16 protein-coding genes are annotated in these 17,231 nt (G+C 58.7%); 7 read left to right on the plus strand and 9 right to left on the minus strand.

Going from position 1 to position 17,231, the window contains the following annotated elements; genetic code table 11:
• Positions 1 to 170: 170 nt before the first annotated feature.
• Positions 171 to 1,013, minus strand: coding sequence for a cell envelope integrity EipB family protein (locus FS804_RS02925; protein ID WP_144574548.1), 843 nt, complete (start codon positions 1,011 to 1,013; stop codon positions 171 to 173).
• A gap of 116 nt (positions 1,014 to 1,129) precedes the next feature.
• Between FS804_RS02925 and FS804_RS02930 the strand changes: the two genes are divergently transcribed.
• The 4 genes from FS804_RS02930 to FS804_RS02945 are packed head-to-tail and all read left to right on the plus strand — an operon-like array spanning position 1,130 to position 3,981.
• Positions 1,130 to 1,600 (plus strand): RidA family protein, encoded by a 471-nt coding sequence (locus FS804_RS02930; protein WP_063949068.1) that lies wholly within the window; start codon positions 1,130 to 1,132, stop codon positions 1,598 to 1,600.
• Positions 1,597 to 2,337, plus strand: a complete 741-nt coding sequence (locus FS804_RS02935; RefSeq protein ID WP_186376642.1) for a glycerophosphodiester phosphodiesterase — start codon at positions 1,597 to 1,599, stop codon at positions 2,335 to 2,337. The genes FS804_RS02930 and FS804_RS02935 overlap by 4 nt, the downstream gene beginning before the upstream one ends.
• The gene (locus FS804_RS02940; protein ID WP_144574551.1) at positions 2,334 to 3,527 is read left to right on the plus strand and encodes a GNAT family N-acetyltransferase; all 1,194 of its coding nucleotides are present in this window, start codon (positions 2,334 to 2,336) and stop codon (positions 3,525 to 3,527) included. Before FS804_RS02935 ends, FS804_RS02940 begins: the two co-directional genes overlap by 4 nt.
• A 22-nt stretch (positions 3,528 to 3,549) precedes the next feature.
• A complete protein-coding gene (locus FS804_RS02945; RefSeq protein ID WP_144574554.1) occupies positions 3,550 to 3,981 on the plus strand; it encodes an HIT family protein in 432 nt (143 codons plus the stop codon).
• Positions 3,982 to 4,073: 92 nt separating this feature from the next.
• Here FS804_RS02945 and FS804_RS02950 read toward each other — a convergent pair whose 3' ends face one another.
• Positions 4,074 to 4,922 (minus strand): DUF1989 domain-containing protein, encoded by an 849-nt coding sequence (locus FS804_RS02950; protein ID WP_144574557.1) that lies wholly within the window; start codon positions 4,920 to 4,922, stop codon positions 4,074 to 4,076.
• A 110-nt stretch (positions 4,923 to 5,032) separates the two neighbouring features.
• Here FS804_RS02950 and FS804_RS02955 point away from each other — a divergent pair, with 110 nt between their 5' ends.
• Positions 5,033 to 5,896, plus strand: a complete 864-nt coding sequence (locus FS804_RS02955) for a LysR substrate-binding domain-containing protein (protein ID WP_144574560.1) — start codon at positions 5,033 to 5,035, stop codon at positions 5,894 to 5,896.
• On the opposite strand, the gene FS804_RS02960 is transcribed toward FS804_RS02955, so the two are convergent.
• From FS804_RS02960 to cckA, 6 genes are all read right to left on the minus strand, one after another.
• Positions 5,897 to 6,847: a phosphatase PAP2 family protein gene (locus FS804_RS02960; protein ID WP_144574563.1), complete on the minus strand. Its 951-nt coding sequence runs from the start codon at positions 6,845 to 6,847 to the stop codon at positions 5,897 to 5,899.
• A 67-nt stretch (positions 6,848 to 6,914) separates the two neighbouring features.
• Positions 6,915 to 7,259 (minus strand): AzlD domain-containing protein, encoded by a 345-nt coding sequence (locus FS804_RS02965; protein ID WP_186376643.1) that lies wholly within the window; start codon positions 7,257 to 7,259, stop codon positions 6,915 to 6,917.
• Positions 7,256 to 8,014, minus strand: a complete 759-nt coding sequence (locus tag FS804_RS02970) for an AzlC family ABC transporter permease (protein ID WP_063949075.1) — start codon at positions 8,012 to 8,014, stop codon at positions 7,256 to 7,258. The genes FS804_RS02965 and FS804_RS02970 overlap by 4 nt, the downstream gene beginning before the upstream one ends.
• 164 nt (positions 8,015 to 8,178) lie before the next feature.
• Positions 8,179 to 10,686, minus strand: coding sequence for an ATP-dependent Clp protease ATP-binding subunit ClpA (clpA, locus tag FS804_RS02975; protein WP_063949076.1), 2,508 nt, complete (start codon positions 10,684 to 10,686; stop codon positions 8,179 to 8,181).
• 10 nt (positions 10,687 to 10,696) lie between these two features.
• A complete protein-coding gene (clpS, locus tag FS804_RS02980) occupies positions 10,697 to 11,053 on the minus strand; it encodes an ATP-dependent Clp protease adapter ClpS (RefSeq protein ID WP_003502541.1) in 357 nt (118 codons plus the stop codon).
• A gap of 281 nt (positions 11,054 to 11,334) precedes the next feature.
• Positions 11,335 to 13,923 (minus strand): cell cycle histidine kinase CckA, encoded by a 2,589-nt coding sequence (gene cckA / locus FS804_RS02985; protein ID WP_144574566.1) that lies wholly within the window; start codon positions 13,921 to 13,923, stop codon positions 11,335 to 11,337.
• 655 nt (positions 13,924 to 14,578) lie between these two features.
• Between cckA and FS804_RS02990 the strand changes: the two genes are divergently transcribed.
• Positions 14,579 to 15,841, plus strand: coding sequence for a flagellar biosynthetic protein FliO (locus FS804_RS02990; RefSeq protein WP_144574569.1), 1,263 nt, complete (start codon positions 14,579 to 14,581; stop codon positions 15,839 to 15,841).
• Between the two features lie 104 nt (positions 15,842 to 15,945).
• Here FS804_RS02990 and dksA read toward each other — a convergent pair whose 3' ends face one another.
• Positions 15,946 to 16,365: an RNA polymerase-binding protein DksA gene (gene dksA, locus FS804_RS02995; RefSeq protein ID WP_063951129.1), complete on the minus strand. Its 420-nt coding sequence runs from the start codon at positions 16,363 to 16,365 to the stop codon at positions 15,946 to 15,948.
• Positions 16,366 to 16,633: 268 nt separating this feature from the next.
• On the opposite strand from dksA, the gene FS804_RS03000 reads away from it, so the two are divergent.
• Complete coding sequence (locus FS804_RS03000) at positions 16,634 to 17,143, plus strand: histidine phosphatase family protein (RefSeq protein WP_144574572.1); 510 nt, start codon at positions 16,634 to 16,636, stop codon at positions 17,141 to 17,143.
• Positions 17,144 to 17,231: the final 88 nt, after the last annotated feature.

Here is a 17,231-nt window from a genome sequence, read left to right on the forward strand (position 1 = left end):
TTAACCCCCGCGAAGCGAACAGCACCGACTTTCATCGATACCACCGGGCGGAACGAACCGGATTTCTCCCGGAACATCCCAAGCTTCGCGTGTGGAATGGTGTGCCGCATACAGTCGCCCGCGTTAAAATGCAAGCGATTATGCGAAAAAACCGCGCAAATGGCGCTGTTTCAGCGCACGGGCTTGTTTTCGCAGGTTTCGGGCTTGAGAATATCAAGCTTCGCAAGCTTTCCGGTCAGAACAAAATCACCGTAATCCATCGTCAGATCGCGGGTGATTCCGTTTTCGTAGAGCTTGAACGACATGCGATAGATCGGCAAAGCGTCCGTACCCGTCTTGTCGTTGTAATAGGCGATCGTAACAGGCCAGTAGGCTGTCTTGGCAAATTCGCCTGCCTTGCCGGCGTCCACGTCGCCATCCTTCGGCATCTGCGACTTGCCGACCAGCGTCGACGTGATCAGGCTTTCATCGCCATCGTCAGACCCATCGAAAATGCGCGATTCGAAGATGCGTTTTCCCTGACGGGCATTTTCGATGACCTGGAACATGTGCTGCGTCGGAAACTCGCTGGCGACGAGATTGACCTGTCGTGCATCCGGACGTTTCAGATCGACCTTCACGCCATCTTTTTCGTCAGTCGCGGCACCCTGCACTTCCTTGTCCAGCTTGTCGTCGGTGTAGGACTTGGTCTCGAAGGTGAATTTTTTCGCCGCGAGGTCCTCGAAGGTTTTGGTCTGCTGGTCGGTCATGCGCACGGCATCGCCGGTGTTTATCTGCGTGACGAAACGGAAATCCGTCTTGTAACCCTGGCAGGCCGAACCCGTGAACTCATATACCATGCGGCCTGTCATGCCCTCGATGCCGGAGCGATCGGACGCGTCCTTCAATTCCAGATCATAGACGGCGCGATGGGCAATGAGATCCGGAACTGCGACGGGCAAGGCGCTGGCGGCGTTCGACAGGCCGGTCATCAGCCCTGTTGCGGCAACGAAACCAAGCGTCCTGACAAACATGCAATATCTCCTGTTGGACTCGCCGCTCATATTGTACAAGCAACCGCCCGGCTTTTGGATCAACATCTTCTGAATGCCGGATTCTTGAAGGATTTACAACAAAACCGGAGACGAAAATGTCCGAAGTCATCGAAGGCCGCCTCAAGGAACTTGGCTTTACGCTTCCCGTCGCCGCAGCACCAGCTGCAAACTACGTTCCATTCACCATCAGCGGCAATCTGCTTTACGTATCGGGTCAACTGCCGATGGAATCGGGCAAGATTGCGGTGACGGGCCTCGTTGGTCGCGATGTCGACGTTCCAGCCGCCCAGCGCGCAGCCGAACTTTGCGCCGTCAACATTCTCGCACAGGTCAAGGCCGCATTGAATGGCGATCTTTCAAAAGTGCGCCGCGTCATCAAGCTGAACGGCTTTGTCGCCTCTGTGCCTGAGTTCGTCGAGCAGCATCTCGTCATCAATGGTGCGTCCAACCTCATCGCCAATGTTCTGGGCGAGGCCGGTAAACATGCCCGCGCCGCCGTCGGCATGGCCGCCCTGCCCTTCAATGCCTCGGTCGAAATCGACGCCATTGTGGAAATCGACGTATGACGCTGAAACTCTCCTGGCTGACGGCCCAGCCCGTTGCCCATCGCGGTTACCACGATCTCAACAAGGCAGTCTGGGAAAATACGCTTTCCGCCTTCTCCCGCGCCGTCGATGCCGGTTTTGCGATCGAATGCGACGTTCAGCTGGCGGCCGACAGTGTGCCGGTGGTTTTCCACGACCACGACCTGGAAAGACTGACTGGAATCAAGGGCGATGTGCGTGAACGCACCTCGGCGGAACTGGCAATGCTCTCCGTCGGCCAAACCACGGATCGCGTTCCGAGCCTCAAGCAGCTTTTGGCTCTGGTGGCTGGCAAGGTGCCGCTGGTTATTGAACTGAAAGGCCGTGAAGGCGAAGGCGTCGATGACGGCTTTGCCGAAGCGGTGCTGGAAGACCTCGAGGGCTATGACGGCCATGTGGCGCTGATGAGCTTCGATCACCATCTGCTGAAGGACCTGAAAGCAGCGGGCTCGCCCTGGCCGCTCGGGCTGACGGCAGAAGGCGACAAGCCGGAGGACTTCTTCCAACATGACGAGGCCATGCAGCTGGGGCTCGATTTCATCTCCTATCATTGGGGTCACCTGCCCAACAGCTTCATCGAAGCGCAAAGAAAACTCGGGCTTCCGGTCATTACCTGGACGGTCAGGGATGAAAATGCGCGCGAGACGACCTATAAATATGCGGACCAGATGACATTCGAGGGTTTCGACCCAAGAGAGAGACCGTCCGCCACGGCATGACAGAAGATTACTCCATCCGCATTGCGCAATCCTTCGAGGATATCGATCCGGAAAGCTGGAAACGGCTTTCCGGAACGTCGCGCAACGCATCAGGAAATGCCTACAACCCCTTCATATCGCATGAATTCCTGTCTTCCATGGAAGACTCCGGTTCGGCCACCGCCAAGACCGGCTGGCTAGGACACCATCTGCTGCTGGAAAACGCGGCAGGGGCCCTCATCGGCGCCGTTCCTGCCTATCTGAAAAACCACAGCAAGGGCGAATACGTCTTCGATCACGGCTGGGCGGATGCCTTCGAGCGGGCTGGCGGGCATTATTATCCCAAACTGCAATGCTCGGTGCCCTTCACGCCGGCGACGGGCCCACGCTTGCTGGTCGCCACTGGCCAAGATGCCAGACGATTCAAACCGCTCCTCGCTTCCGGTCTCGCGCAAGTGACTGACAAGATCGGCGTCTCTTCGGCGCATGTCACCTTTCTGGAAGAGGATGACCTCTCGGCACTTTTGCCGAGCGATTTTCTGCACCGCACCGACCAGCAATTCCATTTCATCAATGACGGTTATCGCGACCACAACGACTTCCTCGATGCGCTATCATCACGCAAGCGCAAGGGGCTCAAGAAGGAGCGCCGGGCCGCGCTGGAAAACGGGATCGAGATCGATTGGCTGACAGGCTCTGACCTGACGGAGGAGATCTGGGACCAATTTTTTGCCTTCTACATGGATACCGGCAGCCGCAAATGGGGCAGGCCTTATCTGACGCGGAAGTTTTATTCGCTGATCGGCGAGCGCATGGCTGATGATGTGCTGCTTGTCATGGCGAAACGCGAGGGGCGTTACATCGCCGGTGCGATCAATTTCATCGGGTCGGACGCGCTCTATGGACGGCATTGGGGCTGCATCGAGGACCACCCCTTCTTGCATTTCGAGGTCTGTTACCATCAGGCCATCGATTTTGCACTCGCGAAGGGATTGAAACGGGTAGAGGCCGGCGCCCAGGGCGAACACAAGCTGGCGCGCGGTTATGTACCGGTCACCACCCACTCGGCGCATTTCATCGCCCATCCGGGCCTGCGTCGCGCCATTGCCGATTATCTTCAGCGCGAGCGCGAAGAGGTCGAGCACATCAACGATTATCTCGATGAGCACACGCCCTTCCGCAAGGGCGAAAGACAGGAACCGGACACTTAGTCCGACATCAGGAGGGACCAGAATGGCGGCCAGCGCTTACGACGACAACAATATCTTCGCAAAAATCCTGCGTGGCGAGATTCCGAGCCATAAGCTTTACGAGGACGAGCATACCCTGGCCTTCATGGATGTGATGCCACAGGCTCCCGGACACCTCCTCGTTATACCCAAGGTCGGCTCCCGCAACCTGCTCGACGCCGACCCCGACGTGCTCGCAAGAACCATTCCCGTCGTGCAGAAACTCGCCCTCGCGGCGAAGGAAGCCTTCGATGCAGATGGTGTCTTCGTCGCTCAGTTCAACGAACCGGCGGCTGGCCAGACTGTGTTCCACCTGCATTTCCATGTCATTCCGCGCAAGGAAGGCGAGCAACTGAAGCCGCATTCCGGCGTGATGGCCGATGGGGAGGTGCTGAAGGCCCATGCGGAGAAGATAAAGGCGGCGCTTGCTTTGTGACGGGTGATGCGACGCCTCAGTTCTTTCACGGCGCAGACGCGCCGTGGCCGGATGTCGGATTTAGTCCGGCATGACGAGAGAGGTGTTTTTCCTCATTCCACAGGACGATAGGCATTTCGCTCCGGCCAGGGCCAGCCTTCAAGCACCGTCATATCCGGCCGGAATATTTCCACCTTTAGCGGATAACAGGCCGCCGTGTCGCTTGAATGCGTGGCGCTGCAGTCGCCGCCGGGACACGCGGAAAGCGCGCCGATGAGGTCGATTTCCGCGAAGAACTCGAGATAGTCACCCGGACGTACCGGGCTCGCTTTCATGAAATACTGGTGGGTATCACGGGTGAAACCGGTGCACATGAAGACATTCAACACGTCATGAACATGCGGCTCCGCCTGCCGGAAGGAAAGGCCTTTGGCGGAAGCAAGCGCGTTCGTCAGGTTCGAATGGCAGCAATGGTGATAATCGCCCCCGCTCAACAACTTGTTGGTATAGGGATCGCAGCGGGTGCCGATCACGTCATGCACACCGCCACCATCCTCGTCGAAGCCATACCAGGACAGCGTATCATGGGTGGTGGTCGCCATTGGCCGTAGCGACGGCAGGTTGCTCCACAGCCGGTTGCCAACGGACACATGCGTGGCATGCAGCGCGCGGGTCTTGCCGCTGAAAAAACGCTCATTGAGATCATTCGCATTCCACAGGTTCAAATCACCGACCTGCGGGCCTTCGACGCTGACGATGCGAAAAAAATGCCCTCTCGGGACAGTAAAGGTGCGGCCGTCACGCGGAGGCACGATGACTTCATCCACCTTTTCCATGCCCTGCTTTGCCTGCGCAAGACGCGCAAGGTCAGGCACCTCAAGCGTGCCGTTCGGATAGACAACAACGGGACGGACAGCCCGGCGCGTGGCGGCGTCGGCGGGTTCGGCAGGCAGGGTGGTCATGAAATCCTCTGAGCGATGAAAAGTTGGACACGAAATTGCGTCAGGAACAGCGACATGACAAGGCGGGTTTTTCTTGCGCTCAGGCCAAGTCTGGCTTAGCCTCGACCGTTATGAAGCTGCCGCCGATTTCCACCCTCCGCGCTTTCGAAGCCGCGGCCAGAAGAACGAGTTTTTCTCTGGCCGGCCAGGAGCTTGGCATGACGGCGACTGCTGTCAGCCAACATGTGCGCAATCTGGAGGCCTGGCTTGGCGTGGCGCTGTTTGAGCGGCATGCCAGGGGCGTGAGACTTACGCAGGCCGGTCAGGAGTTCGGCGCGACGGTTTCGAGCGGATTGAGGCAAATCGCGGCTGGTGCCGCCCGGCTACGCCAAGGCCAGGACTATAAAACGGTTCGCCTCGCGAGCCTGCCCTCCGTTGTCGCGCATTTTCTGACCCCGCGGCTACCGCGCTTCCGGGCACTTTTTCCAGACATCCAGGTGTCGATCAGTTATTCTGGAGCCCAGCACGCGATAGAACCCGACCTCACCATTGTTCATGGACCGGCTCCCCAAAAAAACGCCGTCGCTCTGTTCAGCGCGGAAACCCGGCCCACAAGTGCTCCAAGCTACGTCGCACGGTTTGGTCCCTTCAATGCCGTTTCCGACCTGGGGGGAGCGGAATTGCTGCACGACGAGTCTGAGGCCGCTTGGCAGACATGGCTTGCTCTCGACGGCATACCCCTGCCCTCCAATGCCGGTCCCGTTTTCGCGGATTTCAATCTGCTTGTGACCGCCCTCAAAGCCGGACAGGGAATTGGCCTTTGTCCAACCGCCCTTCTCCACGACGAAATCGCGAGCGGGGAACTGACGGTGCTTTTCGATAGAGCTGCCGACGAGGATAGGTATTATTGGCTCCGCCGTGCAGACGATCTGGCTGCGCCGGCAAAAATTCTCGCGGACTGGCTTGTTGCGGAAGCGCTTGACATCCCAGCGTGACTACTCCGCCGCAACAACCTCTGTTGGCGCGGCTTCCAAAGCGCCATTGCGCTCTCGCGCCGACAACCAAGCCAGCAACTTTCCCGACGTGGGACATATAATCGCGAAGGCGATGAGGCCGCCGAAGATGTCTGAAAGGTGATGTCCGCCCTGCACCAGAACGGCCGGTAGCATCAAGATATTCAGAACCAGAATCACCGCCATCATCACAGCGTGCCGCGGTACAAACCAGACGCACATTGCAGCAATGAAGGTGTGGAACGATGGAAAACTGATCAGGCCAAGGACGTTCCGCGGAGAGATGAAGTCGACGCCCTCCGTTGCCAACCGGGCGACCTCACGCGCATATGTCATATCCAATGCAATCGGTATCGTCCGGGCAATCCAAGCTGGCAAATCCTGATAGGCAGGCGCTCCAAAGGTAGGGAAAAACATCCAGAACAGAATGCTGGCGGATGCTCCCATGACGCCGGTGAGCAGAAAATGCTGCAGTTGATGATCCTTACCGCTGAACCCGAGGACAATGATGATTACCAGAATCTGAGGTAGGGACGTCGCGTAGACGGCGAACAGGGCCCCTCCAATCCATGGATATGTCGCAGCCCACTCGACGAATCCCGCCCAATTGTATCCCAACATTGCGTCCGTGCCGATAAGCGTCTGATCGATGGCCGGGAACGAGAGTGGGAGGATGGCATAATTGAAAACCGAGGCGGCGAGCGTGAACAGAATGAACAATCCGCCTGCAATGAGGGCAGATGCAATACGCAGATCGCGCGCGCTTATGCGGTAGAATTGGCCAAGGACAAAAACCCCCGCACCGGCGAGGACGCATACGAGATACCCGACATAATCAACGCGAATACCTTTGGCTGCAATCAACGCTGTATCAATGAGAAATAATAAGATGATGAAGCCGACTATAAAACGCTCTGCCGCAAAGAGTCCCATCGAATTACCGTTCCTGTTCCAACTTTCGACAAGCTAAGGGAACGGCTTTAATATTCGGATAAGCGCGTTAGAATCCAAGCACGAACAAACCACCTGCCAACAGCATGATCGGGACCGCGACGCCGACGATGACGCGTTGGCCGGCGGCCAGAAAGGCAATAAAGCCGAGTACTGCCGCACCGATGCGCAGCCACATCGGCGAGGACTCAAGCGTTCCCGTCGGAAAAACGATCAGCTTGGCGGTGACCGCCATGACGAGGGCGGTTGCGACCGCCCTCACCCAATAAAGCGCCTCGGAATCTTCCTTCAGCCGATTGCCTGCAAGCACACCGAGCCAGCGCCAGATATCGGTCGCGAGCCAGCCTGCGATGGCGATGAAAAGGTAGGGTGCCCACCAATGGTCAGTCATCATGGTTCCCCTTCCGGCGACGTCGGCTTGATCTTGCGACGGAAAACGAGACGGTCGATCACATAGGCCAATGTTCCGCCGCCGATGCCGGCATAGAGAATGTCGAATTCCGGGGCGATCACAGCAAAGGCGGGACCGGCGATAACGCCGATGACAAAGGCGACCTTGACGACCGAGTGACGCGCCGAGGCCCAGATGGACGCGATAAAATAGACGGGCGTCAGGAAGAACAGGACACCAGCAACCAGCGGCGGAAACGCGGCGACGACACCGTAGCAAAGGCCTACGATAATCGCGTTGACCACGGTGAGCGTGATACCGAAACCGGCAAACCAAGCAGCGCGGCCCTCACGGGGCACCTTCGAGAGGTTTTGCGTCGCGAAGACCCAGGCTGTGATCGCAACGAAGTGGGAGAGAAACAGCAAGATCCAGGTCGGCGTCTTGGCGCCGCGCATCTCGGGAACGATGGAGGCAACCATCGGCATCATGCGGACAGATGACAAAGTCACCGCCAGAAAGCACGCAGCGAGATTGGCACCGCCAACCATGGAGCCGATCAGGATCATCTTGGCGGGCAACGCCCAGATGAACAGCGTCATGAAGACGGCCTCGCCGCGGGCCACGCCCGATTCCATTGCAAAAGCGCTGAAACCGACGAAGGATGTCATGAGAATAAGCGAAGGCAGCGAGAAAATGCCCCGCATTCCCCTGAAAAACCAGCCGCGCAATGGGATGGTGTGACTGTCGGCATTTTGCATTGCAAACCCACTCGTGCATGTCGTCTGAAAACGCCGTGGCGTCGGGCAACGTCATACTGGATGAAATATGAAACTGTGCCCTCAATGCCAGAAAGAGCGGCGCACTTCATGCATAAAAATGCCGGGCTTTCGCCCGGCATCTGTTTATCGATCAAAGACCGTGATTACTTCTTTTTCGGCACCTTGGGTACCGCATTGGTCTTGCGCCGCGGCTTGTCGGCGTCGTCGGACTTATCGGCTTCGGCTACGAGAACATCCGCCTCTTCCTTGGCTTTGGCTGCCTTGGAGGAGGTTTTCGACTTTGCCTTGCCGGGGGACTTCGCCGCCTTCAGCTCGGCTTCCGGCTGCGGCTTGACAGGTGCGGTCTCCGGCAGAACCTCGAGTATGAGGCCATCGGCACCGTCATCCTTCTTGCCGACGGTGACGCTGACGACGCCGCCCTTCTTCAGCTTGCCAAAGAGGATTTCATTGGCGAGCGGCTTCTTGATGTTCTCCTGGATCACGCGAGACAGCGGGCGAGCGCCCATCTTTTCGTCGTAACCCTTCTCCGCCAGCCAGGAGATCGCATCTTCATGCAGATCGAAGGTGACGTTGCGCTCGGAGAGCTGGGTTTCCAGCTGCATGACGAACTTCTGCACGACCTTGTGGATAACGGCGGTCGGCAGCGGCGAGAACGGAATGATCGCATCCAGACGGTTGCGGAACTCCGGCGTGAACAGGCGGTTGATCGCCTCTTCATCTTCACCCGTGCGGCGCGAAGAACCAAAACCGATAGCGGATTTCGCCATTTCGGAGGCACCCGCATTCGTCGTCATGATGAGGATGACGTTGCGGAAGTCGATCTTCTTGCCGTTATGGTCGGTCAGCGAGCCGTGGTCCATCACCTGCAACAGAATGTTGTAGATGTCGGGATGCGCCTTTTCGATTTCGTCCAGCAGCACCACGGAATGCGGATGCTGATCGACGCCATCGGTCAGGAGACCACCCTGATCGAAGCCGACATAGCCGGGAGGTGCACCAAGCAGGCGCGACACGGTATGACGCTCCATGTACTCCGACATGTCGAAGCGCAGCATCTCGACGCCGAGCGAAGCGGCAAGCTGTTTGGCCACTTCCGTCTTGCCCACGCCCGTCGGGCCGGAGAAGACATAGGAGCCGATCGGCTTGTTCGGTTCGCGCAAGCCCGCACGGGCCAGCTTGATGGCCGTAGCCAATGCCTCGATGGCGATGTCCTGCCCGTAAACGACCGAGCGCAGTTCCTTTTCGAGGTTGGCGAGAACCATCTCATCATCCTTGGAGACCGTCTTGGCGGGAATACGGGCCATCGTCGCAATGGTCGCTTCGATTTCCCGTTCGGTGATCAGCTTGCGGCGCTTGGAAACAGGCAGCAGCATTTGTGCCGCACCGGTTTCATCGATCACGTCGATCGCCTTGTCCGGCAGCTTGCGGTCGGAAATATAACGCGCCGACAGCTCGACTGCAGCCTTGATCGCCTCATTGGAATATCTGAGGTGATGGTAATCCTCGAAATAGGGCTTCAGGCCCTTCATGATCGCGATCGCATCATCGATCGACGGCTCGTTGACGTCGATCTTCTGGAAGCGACGCACGAGCGCGCGGTCCTTTTCGAAGAACTGGCGATATTCCTTATAGGTGGTCGAGCCGATGCAGCGGATTGCACCCGACGAAAGCGCAGGCTTCAGCAGGTTAGACGCATCCATCGCGCCGCCGGAAGTCGCGCCCGCGCCGATGACGGTGTGGATTTCATCGATAAACAGAACCGCGCCCGGAAACTCCTCGAGTTCCTTGACGACCTGCTTCAGACGCTCCTCGAAATCACCGCGATAACGGGTGCCGGCCAGCAGCGTGCCCATGTCGAGCGAGAAAATCGTGTCATTGGCGAGCGCCTCCGGCACCTTGCCTTCGACGATACGCTTGGCCAGGCCCTCGGCAATCGCCGTCTTGCCGACACCCGGATCACCCACATAAAGCGGGTTGTTCTTGGAGCGGCGGCAGAGGATCTGGATGGTGCGGTTGACCTCGTCGTGACGACCGATCAACGGATCGATCTTGCCGTTCTTGGCTTTCTCGTTGAGGTTGACGCAATAAGCCTTCAGCGCATCCTGCTGCTTCTTGGCGGACGATCCGTCCTCTTCCGGATTACTCCGGTTCGGCTTGTTCTCGCTTTCCGGTTCGTCGGCGCCGCGCGGCGTGCGCGTCTGAGACGTGCCGGGGCGCTTGCCAATGCCGTGGGAGATGTAGTTGACCGCGTCGTAACGGGTCATTTCCTGCTCCTGCAGGAAATAGGCGGCATGGCTCTCGCGCTCGGCAAAGATTGCCACAAGCACGTTTGCGCCGGTCACTTCCTCACGACCCGACGACTGAACATGGATCACGGCGCGCTGAATGACGCGCTGGAAGCCGGATGTCGGTTTGGAATCCTCGTCGTAACCGGTGACAAGGTTGGTCAGTTCATTGTCAACATAATCGTTGACAGTCTTGCGAAGCGCATCGAGATCGACGTTGCAGGCGCCCATGACGGCTGCGGCATCCGCGTCGTCGATCAGCGCCAGAAGGAGATGTTCGAGCGTCGCATATTCGTGGTGACGCTCATTTGCAAAGGTCAGTGCCTGGTGCAGCGCCTTCTCGAGACTCGGGGAAAAAGTTGGCACGTTGCGATCCTCATTTCTTTTCCATGACGCACTGCAGCGGATGCTGGTGCTGTCGGGCGAAATCCATGACCTGGCTTACTTTCGTCTCTGCGACCTCATATGTAAACACCCCGCATTCGCCGACGCCGTGCTGGTGCACGTGCAGCATGATGCGCGTTGCCGCTTCGCGATCCTTCTGGAAGAAACGCTCCAGAATATGAATAACGAATTCCATGGGAGTGTAGTCGTCATTCAGTAAAAGAACACGGTACAAATTCGGTCTTTTTGTCTTCGGCTTAACGCGGGTGATAACAGACGTTCCGCGGTTGGTACCGCCCCCGTCTTCCCCTTCGCCCTCGCCCTGCATGTAGATCGGCTTAGCGATCATCTTTCATCATTCTCCAAACTGTTCTCAAACCGACAGCTGATTGCCAGGAGGGAGAACTTCGCCTCTCCATATCTAGGTCGTTAAAATGCGATTTTAAGCCCCTTGCGCTAGGGTGCAATCACTATTGCGTTTGCGAAGCGGCGAAACATCATGAAAAGTGCGGATAGAGCGCAGCCCGGGCAAGGCACGACGCCCAGCCATGGTGTCGGCGGGGCATTTCTGCAGTGGGTTGACGCGGTAGAGCGACGACAGGACAGACGAATCTGCGCCGCCCGTGCTCCCTACTCCTTGTCGTCCAGCATCTCGCGAACGGCGATGGCGAGTTGCTTCAGCGAGAAGGGTTTCGGCAGGAAACCGAACTTGGCGTCTGCCGGCAGGTTTTTGGCAAAAGCATCTTCGGCGTAACCGGATACGAAGATGAATTTCAGATCCGGGTAGGACTTGCGCAGCTCTCTCAGAAGCGACGGGCCATCCATTTCCGGCATGACAACGTCTGAGACGACAATATCGACCTTGCCTTCCAGTTCCTCCATCACCTCCAGCGCCTCTGTGCCGGAGCCCGCCTCGTGCACGGTGTAGCCGCGCGTTTCCAACATGCGCTTGCCGCCGCGCCGCACCGCCTCCTCGTCTTCAACGAGAAGCACGACGGCGGATTTGCCGGTGAGGTCGAGCGGTTCTTCCTTTGCGGGTTCCGCCGCCACGACAGGCGCGAGTGCGGCCTCACCCAATTGCTGGCCGCTCACCTGAACGGCCTCGACAACATGGCGTGGCAGGTAGATGCGGAAGGCCGTTCCCTTGCCAACTTCCGATTCGGGATAGATGTAGCCGCCCGACTGCTTGACAATGCCATAGACCATCGACAACCCGAGGCCCGTGCCCTTGCCCACTTCCTTGGTGGTGAAGAAGGGTTCGAAAATCTTGTCCATGATCTCCGGCGGGATGCCCGTGCCGTTATCGGCAACTTCCACCATCACCATGTCTTCGGCCGGGAATTCGGGACGGCCGAGCGCAGCGATCTCTTTTGCGTCGACATTGCGCGTCCTGATGGTGATCTTGCCGCCATCGGGCATGGCGTCGCGCGCATTGACACAGAGATTGATGAGCACCTGCTCGAACTGCGACAGGTCTGTCTTCACCGGCCACAGATCCCGGCCGTAATCGACCTCCAGCTTGACATTGGTGCCCGAAATCAAACGGTCGACCAGCATCCGCAAATCGCCGATGACGTCGGTCAGGTTGAGGATTGCCGGGCGCATGGTCTGCTTGCGCGAGAATGCCAGAAGCTGGCGTACCAGCACGGCGGCGCGGTTGGCATTGCGCTTGATCTCCATGAGATCGGCAAAGCTCGGATCAGCCGGACGCGCCTGCAGCAGCAGATGGTCCGACGACAGCAGGATCGCGGTGAGCACGTTGTTGAAGTCGTGGGCGATGCCGCCCGCCAGCGTGCCCACGGCATTCATCTTCTGCGTTTGCGCCATCTGGGTTTCGAGCGCCTTCTGCTCAGTCACCTCAATGGCGTAGACGATTGCCACCTCTTCCGGCGCCTCGTCGTCCTGATCGATGACGGCGTTGACGTAGAATCGGAAATGCCTCGTCTCATCGCTTGGATGGCGGGAATCGAAGGGCGCGATATCGCCCTGGCGATCCTTGGCTTCGGCGAGCGCCTGCTCCAGCCGCGGCTTCTCATTGTCATGTAGAACAGTTTCAAGCGCGACGCCGCGGTCGATATCGTCACGCCCGACGACGCCGGAAAACAACTTGAGGAAAGGCGCATTGATGCGCAGGATTCGGCCTTCCCCATCGAGTGAGGCGATTGCCATCGGTGTATTGTTGAAAAAGCGTGTGAAGCGCATGGCGGACGAGGATTCGGTATCCTCCTGTCCCTTGGGCCGCATCAGCACGATCGTCCGGCTCTCGCCCGGGGCTCCATCCTTGGCGGTGACCTGATGCACGAGGCGCGCGGGCATGCTCTGGCCATTGACGCGACGCATGTCGAGGTCGAGAATTTCGGTGCGCTTGGCAGCACCCTGCGGATGAACGGATTCGATGAGGGCCATGCCTTCGCCGGCCACGATGTCGGAGATCGTCATCGAGCCCGGCGAAAACTGTGCAAGATCAATGCCCAGCCATTCCGAGAGCGTGGCATTGAGGTAAACGATCTCGCCCTTGCGTCCCGCGGAAAAGAACCCAGCCGGTGCGTGGTCGAGATAATCGATGGCGTTCTGCAACTCGCGGAAAAAGCGCTCCTGATCCTCGCGCTCAGGCGTAATGTCGGCGATCTGGAAAACGTGCAGCCCCTCGCCGCCCGCATCTTTCAGCACGCGGCCCTTCAACCGGTACCAATGTGGGCCCTGATTGGAATCCTCCCCCAGCGGCTTCAGCAACCGGAACTCTTCGTAGCCGTCGCGGCCTTCACGCAGAACGTTGATCAGCCGGTAAAGGGCCTCCGTCGATTCGCGACTGCGCGACAACAGTGTCTCGAGGCTCTGTATGTCGCTTGCCTTGGTGGTGCCGCTCATCCGGCAATAGGTGGCATTGGCGTAGACCATATGTCCCTTGGCGTCTGTGATCAGCGTGCCTTCGGGGTGGGCGGAGAGGAACCGGCGCGCAAGGCCATCTGACTGCGACTGCGGCATGACTTCGATGAAGCCGATGATCGACGACACCAGAAAGAAAATGCCCATCATGGCCAGCACACCAAGAATGCCGAGCACGATTTCGTTTTCCAGCGAATCCTTGAAATAGACGAAAGCGGCCGCAGCAGCGATCAGGACGACAGCGAGAAGCAGAATACGCAGCACCGTGCCGGAACGGGCGCGCCTGTCCACCAGCGGAAGGTCGTTGTCGCTTGTCTCGCGCACCCGTGTCATCTTGGCCTCGCAGTCGTGCAGGTCGTCATTCGGTCGGCCTTATTCCTCGACGGAATCGGGCAGCAGAATTTCTTGTAGCAACTCGCTTGACCTGCAAAAAGCTCCGCCAGGACACAAAGGCTTAAAAACGCACAGCGAAAACACCTGATCCGCCTGAAAAACCGGTGAATTTACGGCTTCGTACACACGAGCGGCTTGATCTGGCACTGAATCCGCGGCGCAGAGCAGGAAATTTCTCCCTGCGAGACAGTGCAGACCGAGCAACCATCGGTGAAATCGATACAGGAGGGGTTTTCCTGTACGAATTGCTTCATCGTCTTTGACGTTTGCGCACTATCGTCCTCTGCCCTGACGGGCGATGGCCCTACGAGAACGAAGGCCAGGGCGAGTGTCGAATAAAGCCTAGAAAATCGATTATGGAGCAACACAGCAAACAATTGGCAGACCCTTGGGCTTGAAATTGCAACCTTCGGTGTCGCTGAGCATTGAAAGCCAGGATGTGGCGCTTTCGTGGCGGGTATTCGGCTGGATTGACTAAACTGTGGGGCGGCGGGAAGAAAGCTTGTATCTTCCCTTAAAAAATCGTCTTTTCCTGCTCGACGTTCACATTATGAGAACCGCGGCAATATTAATTGCTCGAAAAAAGTCTGAAGGGATGATGTCCATGATGGATGATTTTATCGGCACCTATGGAAACAATCTCATTGTCGCCGTGGTCGGTGTTGGCGTGGCGCTGCTCATTCTGGCGATCGTGCTCTGGCTCATTCGCCGCCGCAGCGGTTCGGCCCCGTTCATCCGGGGCGGCCGCAACCGTCAGCCGCGCCTCCAGGTTCTCGATGCAACGGCCGTCGATGCGCGCCGCCGCCTGGTTCTGGTGCGGCGCGACAATGTCGAACATCTGGTGATGATCGGCGGCCCGACGGACATCGTGATCGAAAGCGGCATTGGCGCCATTCCGATTGTCAGGGATGTGCAGGAGCCGGAATTGAAGGCGCTGCCGCGCGAGGAGAGCGAAGCAAAGAAGGGCGACGCCATTATCCAGCAGGAGCGCCGGGCATCTCTGCCGCAGCAGGCGGCGACCGCTTCCGTCTCGATCCCGGAAGAACCCGCAAGGCAGACACAGCGGCCGGAGCCTATCGCGCCTTCCGCGCCTGCGCCGCGCCCCGCACCGGTCGTGGCAACACCTGCGCCCGCGTCGCCACGGCCCTCAACGCCGCCTCAGCCGCAGCCGCAACTTCAGCCTCAGTCAATTCCGTCCGTGACAGCGCGTCAACCGGCCCCGCCAGTAAAGCAGGTCTCCCCAGATCGGGAGGCCCCGCGGCCCACGCCGCCGCCAATCCCAGTCGTCGCGCCGACCGCCGCGATCCTGCCGATGGCAACCGCCCCCGTGGAAACGCCAGCGGCGAGGACCGAACCCTCCCGCGTCGACCCGTTTGTGTCGACCCCGGCCCCCATCGCGCCGCCAGTCGCGGCCTCGCCCAAAATTGAGCCGAAGCTGGATCAACGGACAGCTGAACCCACCCCACCCGTGTTCGCAGCGCGTGAACCGGTGGTCGATCAGTCCATCGCTGCCGATTTCCTCGATGCCGCCCGGGACCGGGTTCTGCCAGACCTGAAGTCTGCCCAACCGCCATCCCCGGCGCCTTTCCCGCCCAAACCCGAGACCCCGGCTGTGGCTCCGAGCGGCCCGGAGCCTAAATTTTCCGACGAGCTCGCCAGCGATTTCGAAAGCTTCCTTGAGGCTGAGATCGCCAAAAGCAAGGAGGCGGAAAACGAACCCTCCGCTTCGGTCGCCGCGGAGAAGCCGGTCAAGAACCAGCCCGCGCCAGCGCCCGTTACGGGTGCGGTTGCTGAAGGCGACATGCAGAAGGAAATGGCGCGTATCTTCGGAGAGCTCTCCGTCACGCGCGACCGGTGACGAAAGCGGGTCCATCACTCAGACACGAAACGAGAAAGGGCACGGAAGCGAGTTCCGTGCCCTTTTGTCTGTCTTCTTATTCACCAAGGCAACAAGGCGTCGCCTTATTCGTCGCGATAAACCTTTTCGCGGCGCTCGTGACGTTCCTGCGCTTCGATGGAAAGCGTGGCAATCGGACGGGCGTCCAGACGTTTGAGCCCGATAGGCTCGCCCGTTTCCTCACAGTAGCCGTAGGTGCCGTCTTCGATCCGCTGAAGGGCTGCATCGATCTTGGAGATCAGCTTGCGCTGACGATCACGGGCGCGAAGCTCGATCGCCCGGTCTGTCTCGGAAGAGGCCCGATCGGCGAGATCGGGATGGTTGGCGCTTTCTTCGGCGAGATGTCCGAGCGTCTCGCGCGCTTCTCTCAGGATATCGTTTTTCCAGGCTATGAGCTTCGCGCGGAAGTAGGCGCGCTGGCTGGCATTCATGAACTCTTCGTCTTCCGAGAGCACATATTTGCTAAGATCGATCTTCTCACTCAACGCGATTCTCCTCGAAGAACATCTCAATGCGGCGGTGTATACTCCAATGATAGTGGCCGGTTCAAGTGTACAGATCAGTTTTCGGGCATTTTTAAAACTGACACAAAAATCATCTAAATGACTAATTTTTATCCTTTATTCGTATTGAAGCGATCTCTTCTTCAATCACTTCAGCGCGACTTACCAACAGGAAAGGGGACTTGCGGTCCTGCAACCCTATCCTGTAGCATTCAGTCACCACCCTGCCACTCGAAAGCCGGTCCCGCCCTTGACAGCATCTTCCCCGAGCCGCGTTTATCTTCTGCGCCACGCCAAGGCCGCCTGGGCCGCCCCGGGGGAGCGGGATTTCGACCGGGGATTGAACGATGCCGGTTTTGCCGAGGCGGAGGTCATTGCGGACCTTGCGGCCGACAGGCATTACCGCCCCGATCTCCTCCTCTCCTCCACCGCCACGCGCTGCCGGCAGACGACGCAGGCATGGCAACGGGCCTTCAATGAGAGCATCGATATTTCCTACATCGATGAGATGTATAACGCGCGCAGCGAAACCTATCTGTCGCTGATAGCCGCGCAGGCGGAAGCCCGATCAGTGATGCTGGTGGGCCACAATCCGACCATGGAGGCGACGCTGGAAGCGATGATCGGCGAGGACCTGCTGCACGCCGCCCTGCCCTCGGGCTTTCCAACATCGGGTCTTGCAGTTCTCGACCATGATGACAGCCTTGCGAACGGTAGAGATCGCTGGCGGCTCGTCGATTTTCTCGCTCCAGGAAAATAATCTTCAAAGATTGTCGCGGGAATTTCACCCAGCCGCCCGCTGAAAATCGGTTGGGACGCTTCTTTTTTGGGCAGGCGCACCTCCCTAT

Source organism: Agrobacterium sp. DE0009, assembly GCF_007680755.1.
GTDB classification, from domain to species: domain Bacteria; phylum Pseudomonadota; class Alphaproteobacteria; order Rhizobiales; family Rhizobiaceae; genus Agrobacterium; species Agrobacterium tumefaciens_B.

Coding starts and splice junctions, on each gene's coding strand:
- FS804_RS02925 (WP_144574548.1), bottom strand. CDS start 1,013: ATGTTTGTCAGGACGCTTGGTTTCGTTGCCGCAACAGGGCTGATGACC.
- FS804_RS02930 (WP_063949068.1), top strand. CDS start 1,130: ATGTCCGAAGTCATCGAAGGCCGCCTCAAGGAACTTGGCTTTACGCTT.
- FS804_RS02935 (WP_186376642.1), top strand. CDS start 1,597: ATGACGCTGAAACTCTCCTGGCTGACGGCCCAGCCCGTTGCCCATCGC.
- FS804_RS02940 (WP_144574551.1), top strand. CDS start 2,334: ATGACAGAAGATTACTCCATCCGCATTGCGCAATCCTTCGAGGATATC.
- FS804_RS02945 (WP_144574554.1), top strand. CDS start 3,550: ATGGCGGCCAGCGCTTACGACGACAACAATATCTTCGCAAAAATCCTG.
- FS804_RS02950 (WP_144574557.1), bottom strand. CDS start 4,922: ATGACCACCCTGCCTGCCGAACCCGCCGACGCCGCCACGCGCCGGGCT.
- FS804_RS02955 (WP_144574560.1), top strand. CDS start 5,033: ATGAAGCTGCCGCCGATTTCCACCCTCCGCGCTTTCGAAGCCGCGGCC.
- FS804_RS02960 (WP_144574563.1), bottom strand. CDS start 6,847: ATGGGACTCTTTGCGGCAGAGCGTTTTATAGTCGGCTTCATCATCTTA.
- FS804_RS02965 (WP_186376643.1), bottom strand. CDS start 7,259: ATGATGACTGACCATTGGTGGGCACCCTACCTTTTCATCGCCATCGCA.
- FS804_RS02970 (WP_063949075.1), bottom strand. CDS start 8,014: ATGCAAAATGCCGACAGTCACACCATCCCATTGCGCGGCTGGTTTTTC.
- clpS (WP_003502541.1), bottom strand. CDS start 11,053: ATGATCGCTAAGCCGATCTACATGCAGGGCGAGGGCGAAGGGGAAGAC.
- cckA (WP_144574566.1), bottom strand. CDS start 13,923: ATGACACGGGTGCGCGAGACAAGCGACAACGACCTTCCGCTGGTGGAC.
- FS804_RS02990 (WP_144574569.1), top strand. CDS start 14,579: ATGATGTCCATGATGGATGATTTTATCGGCACCTATGGAAACAATCTC.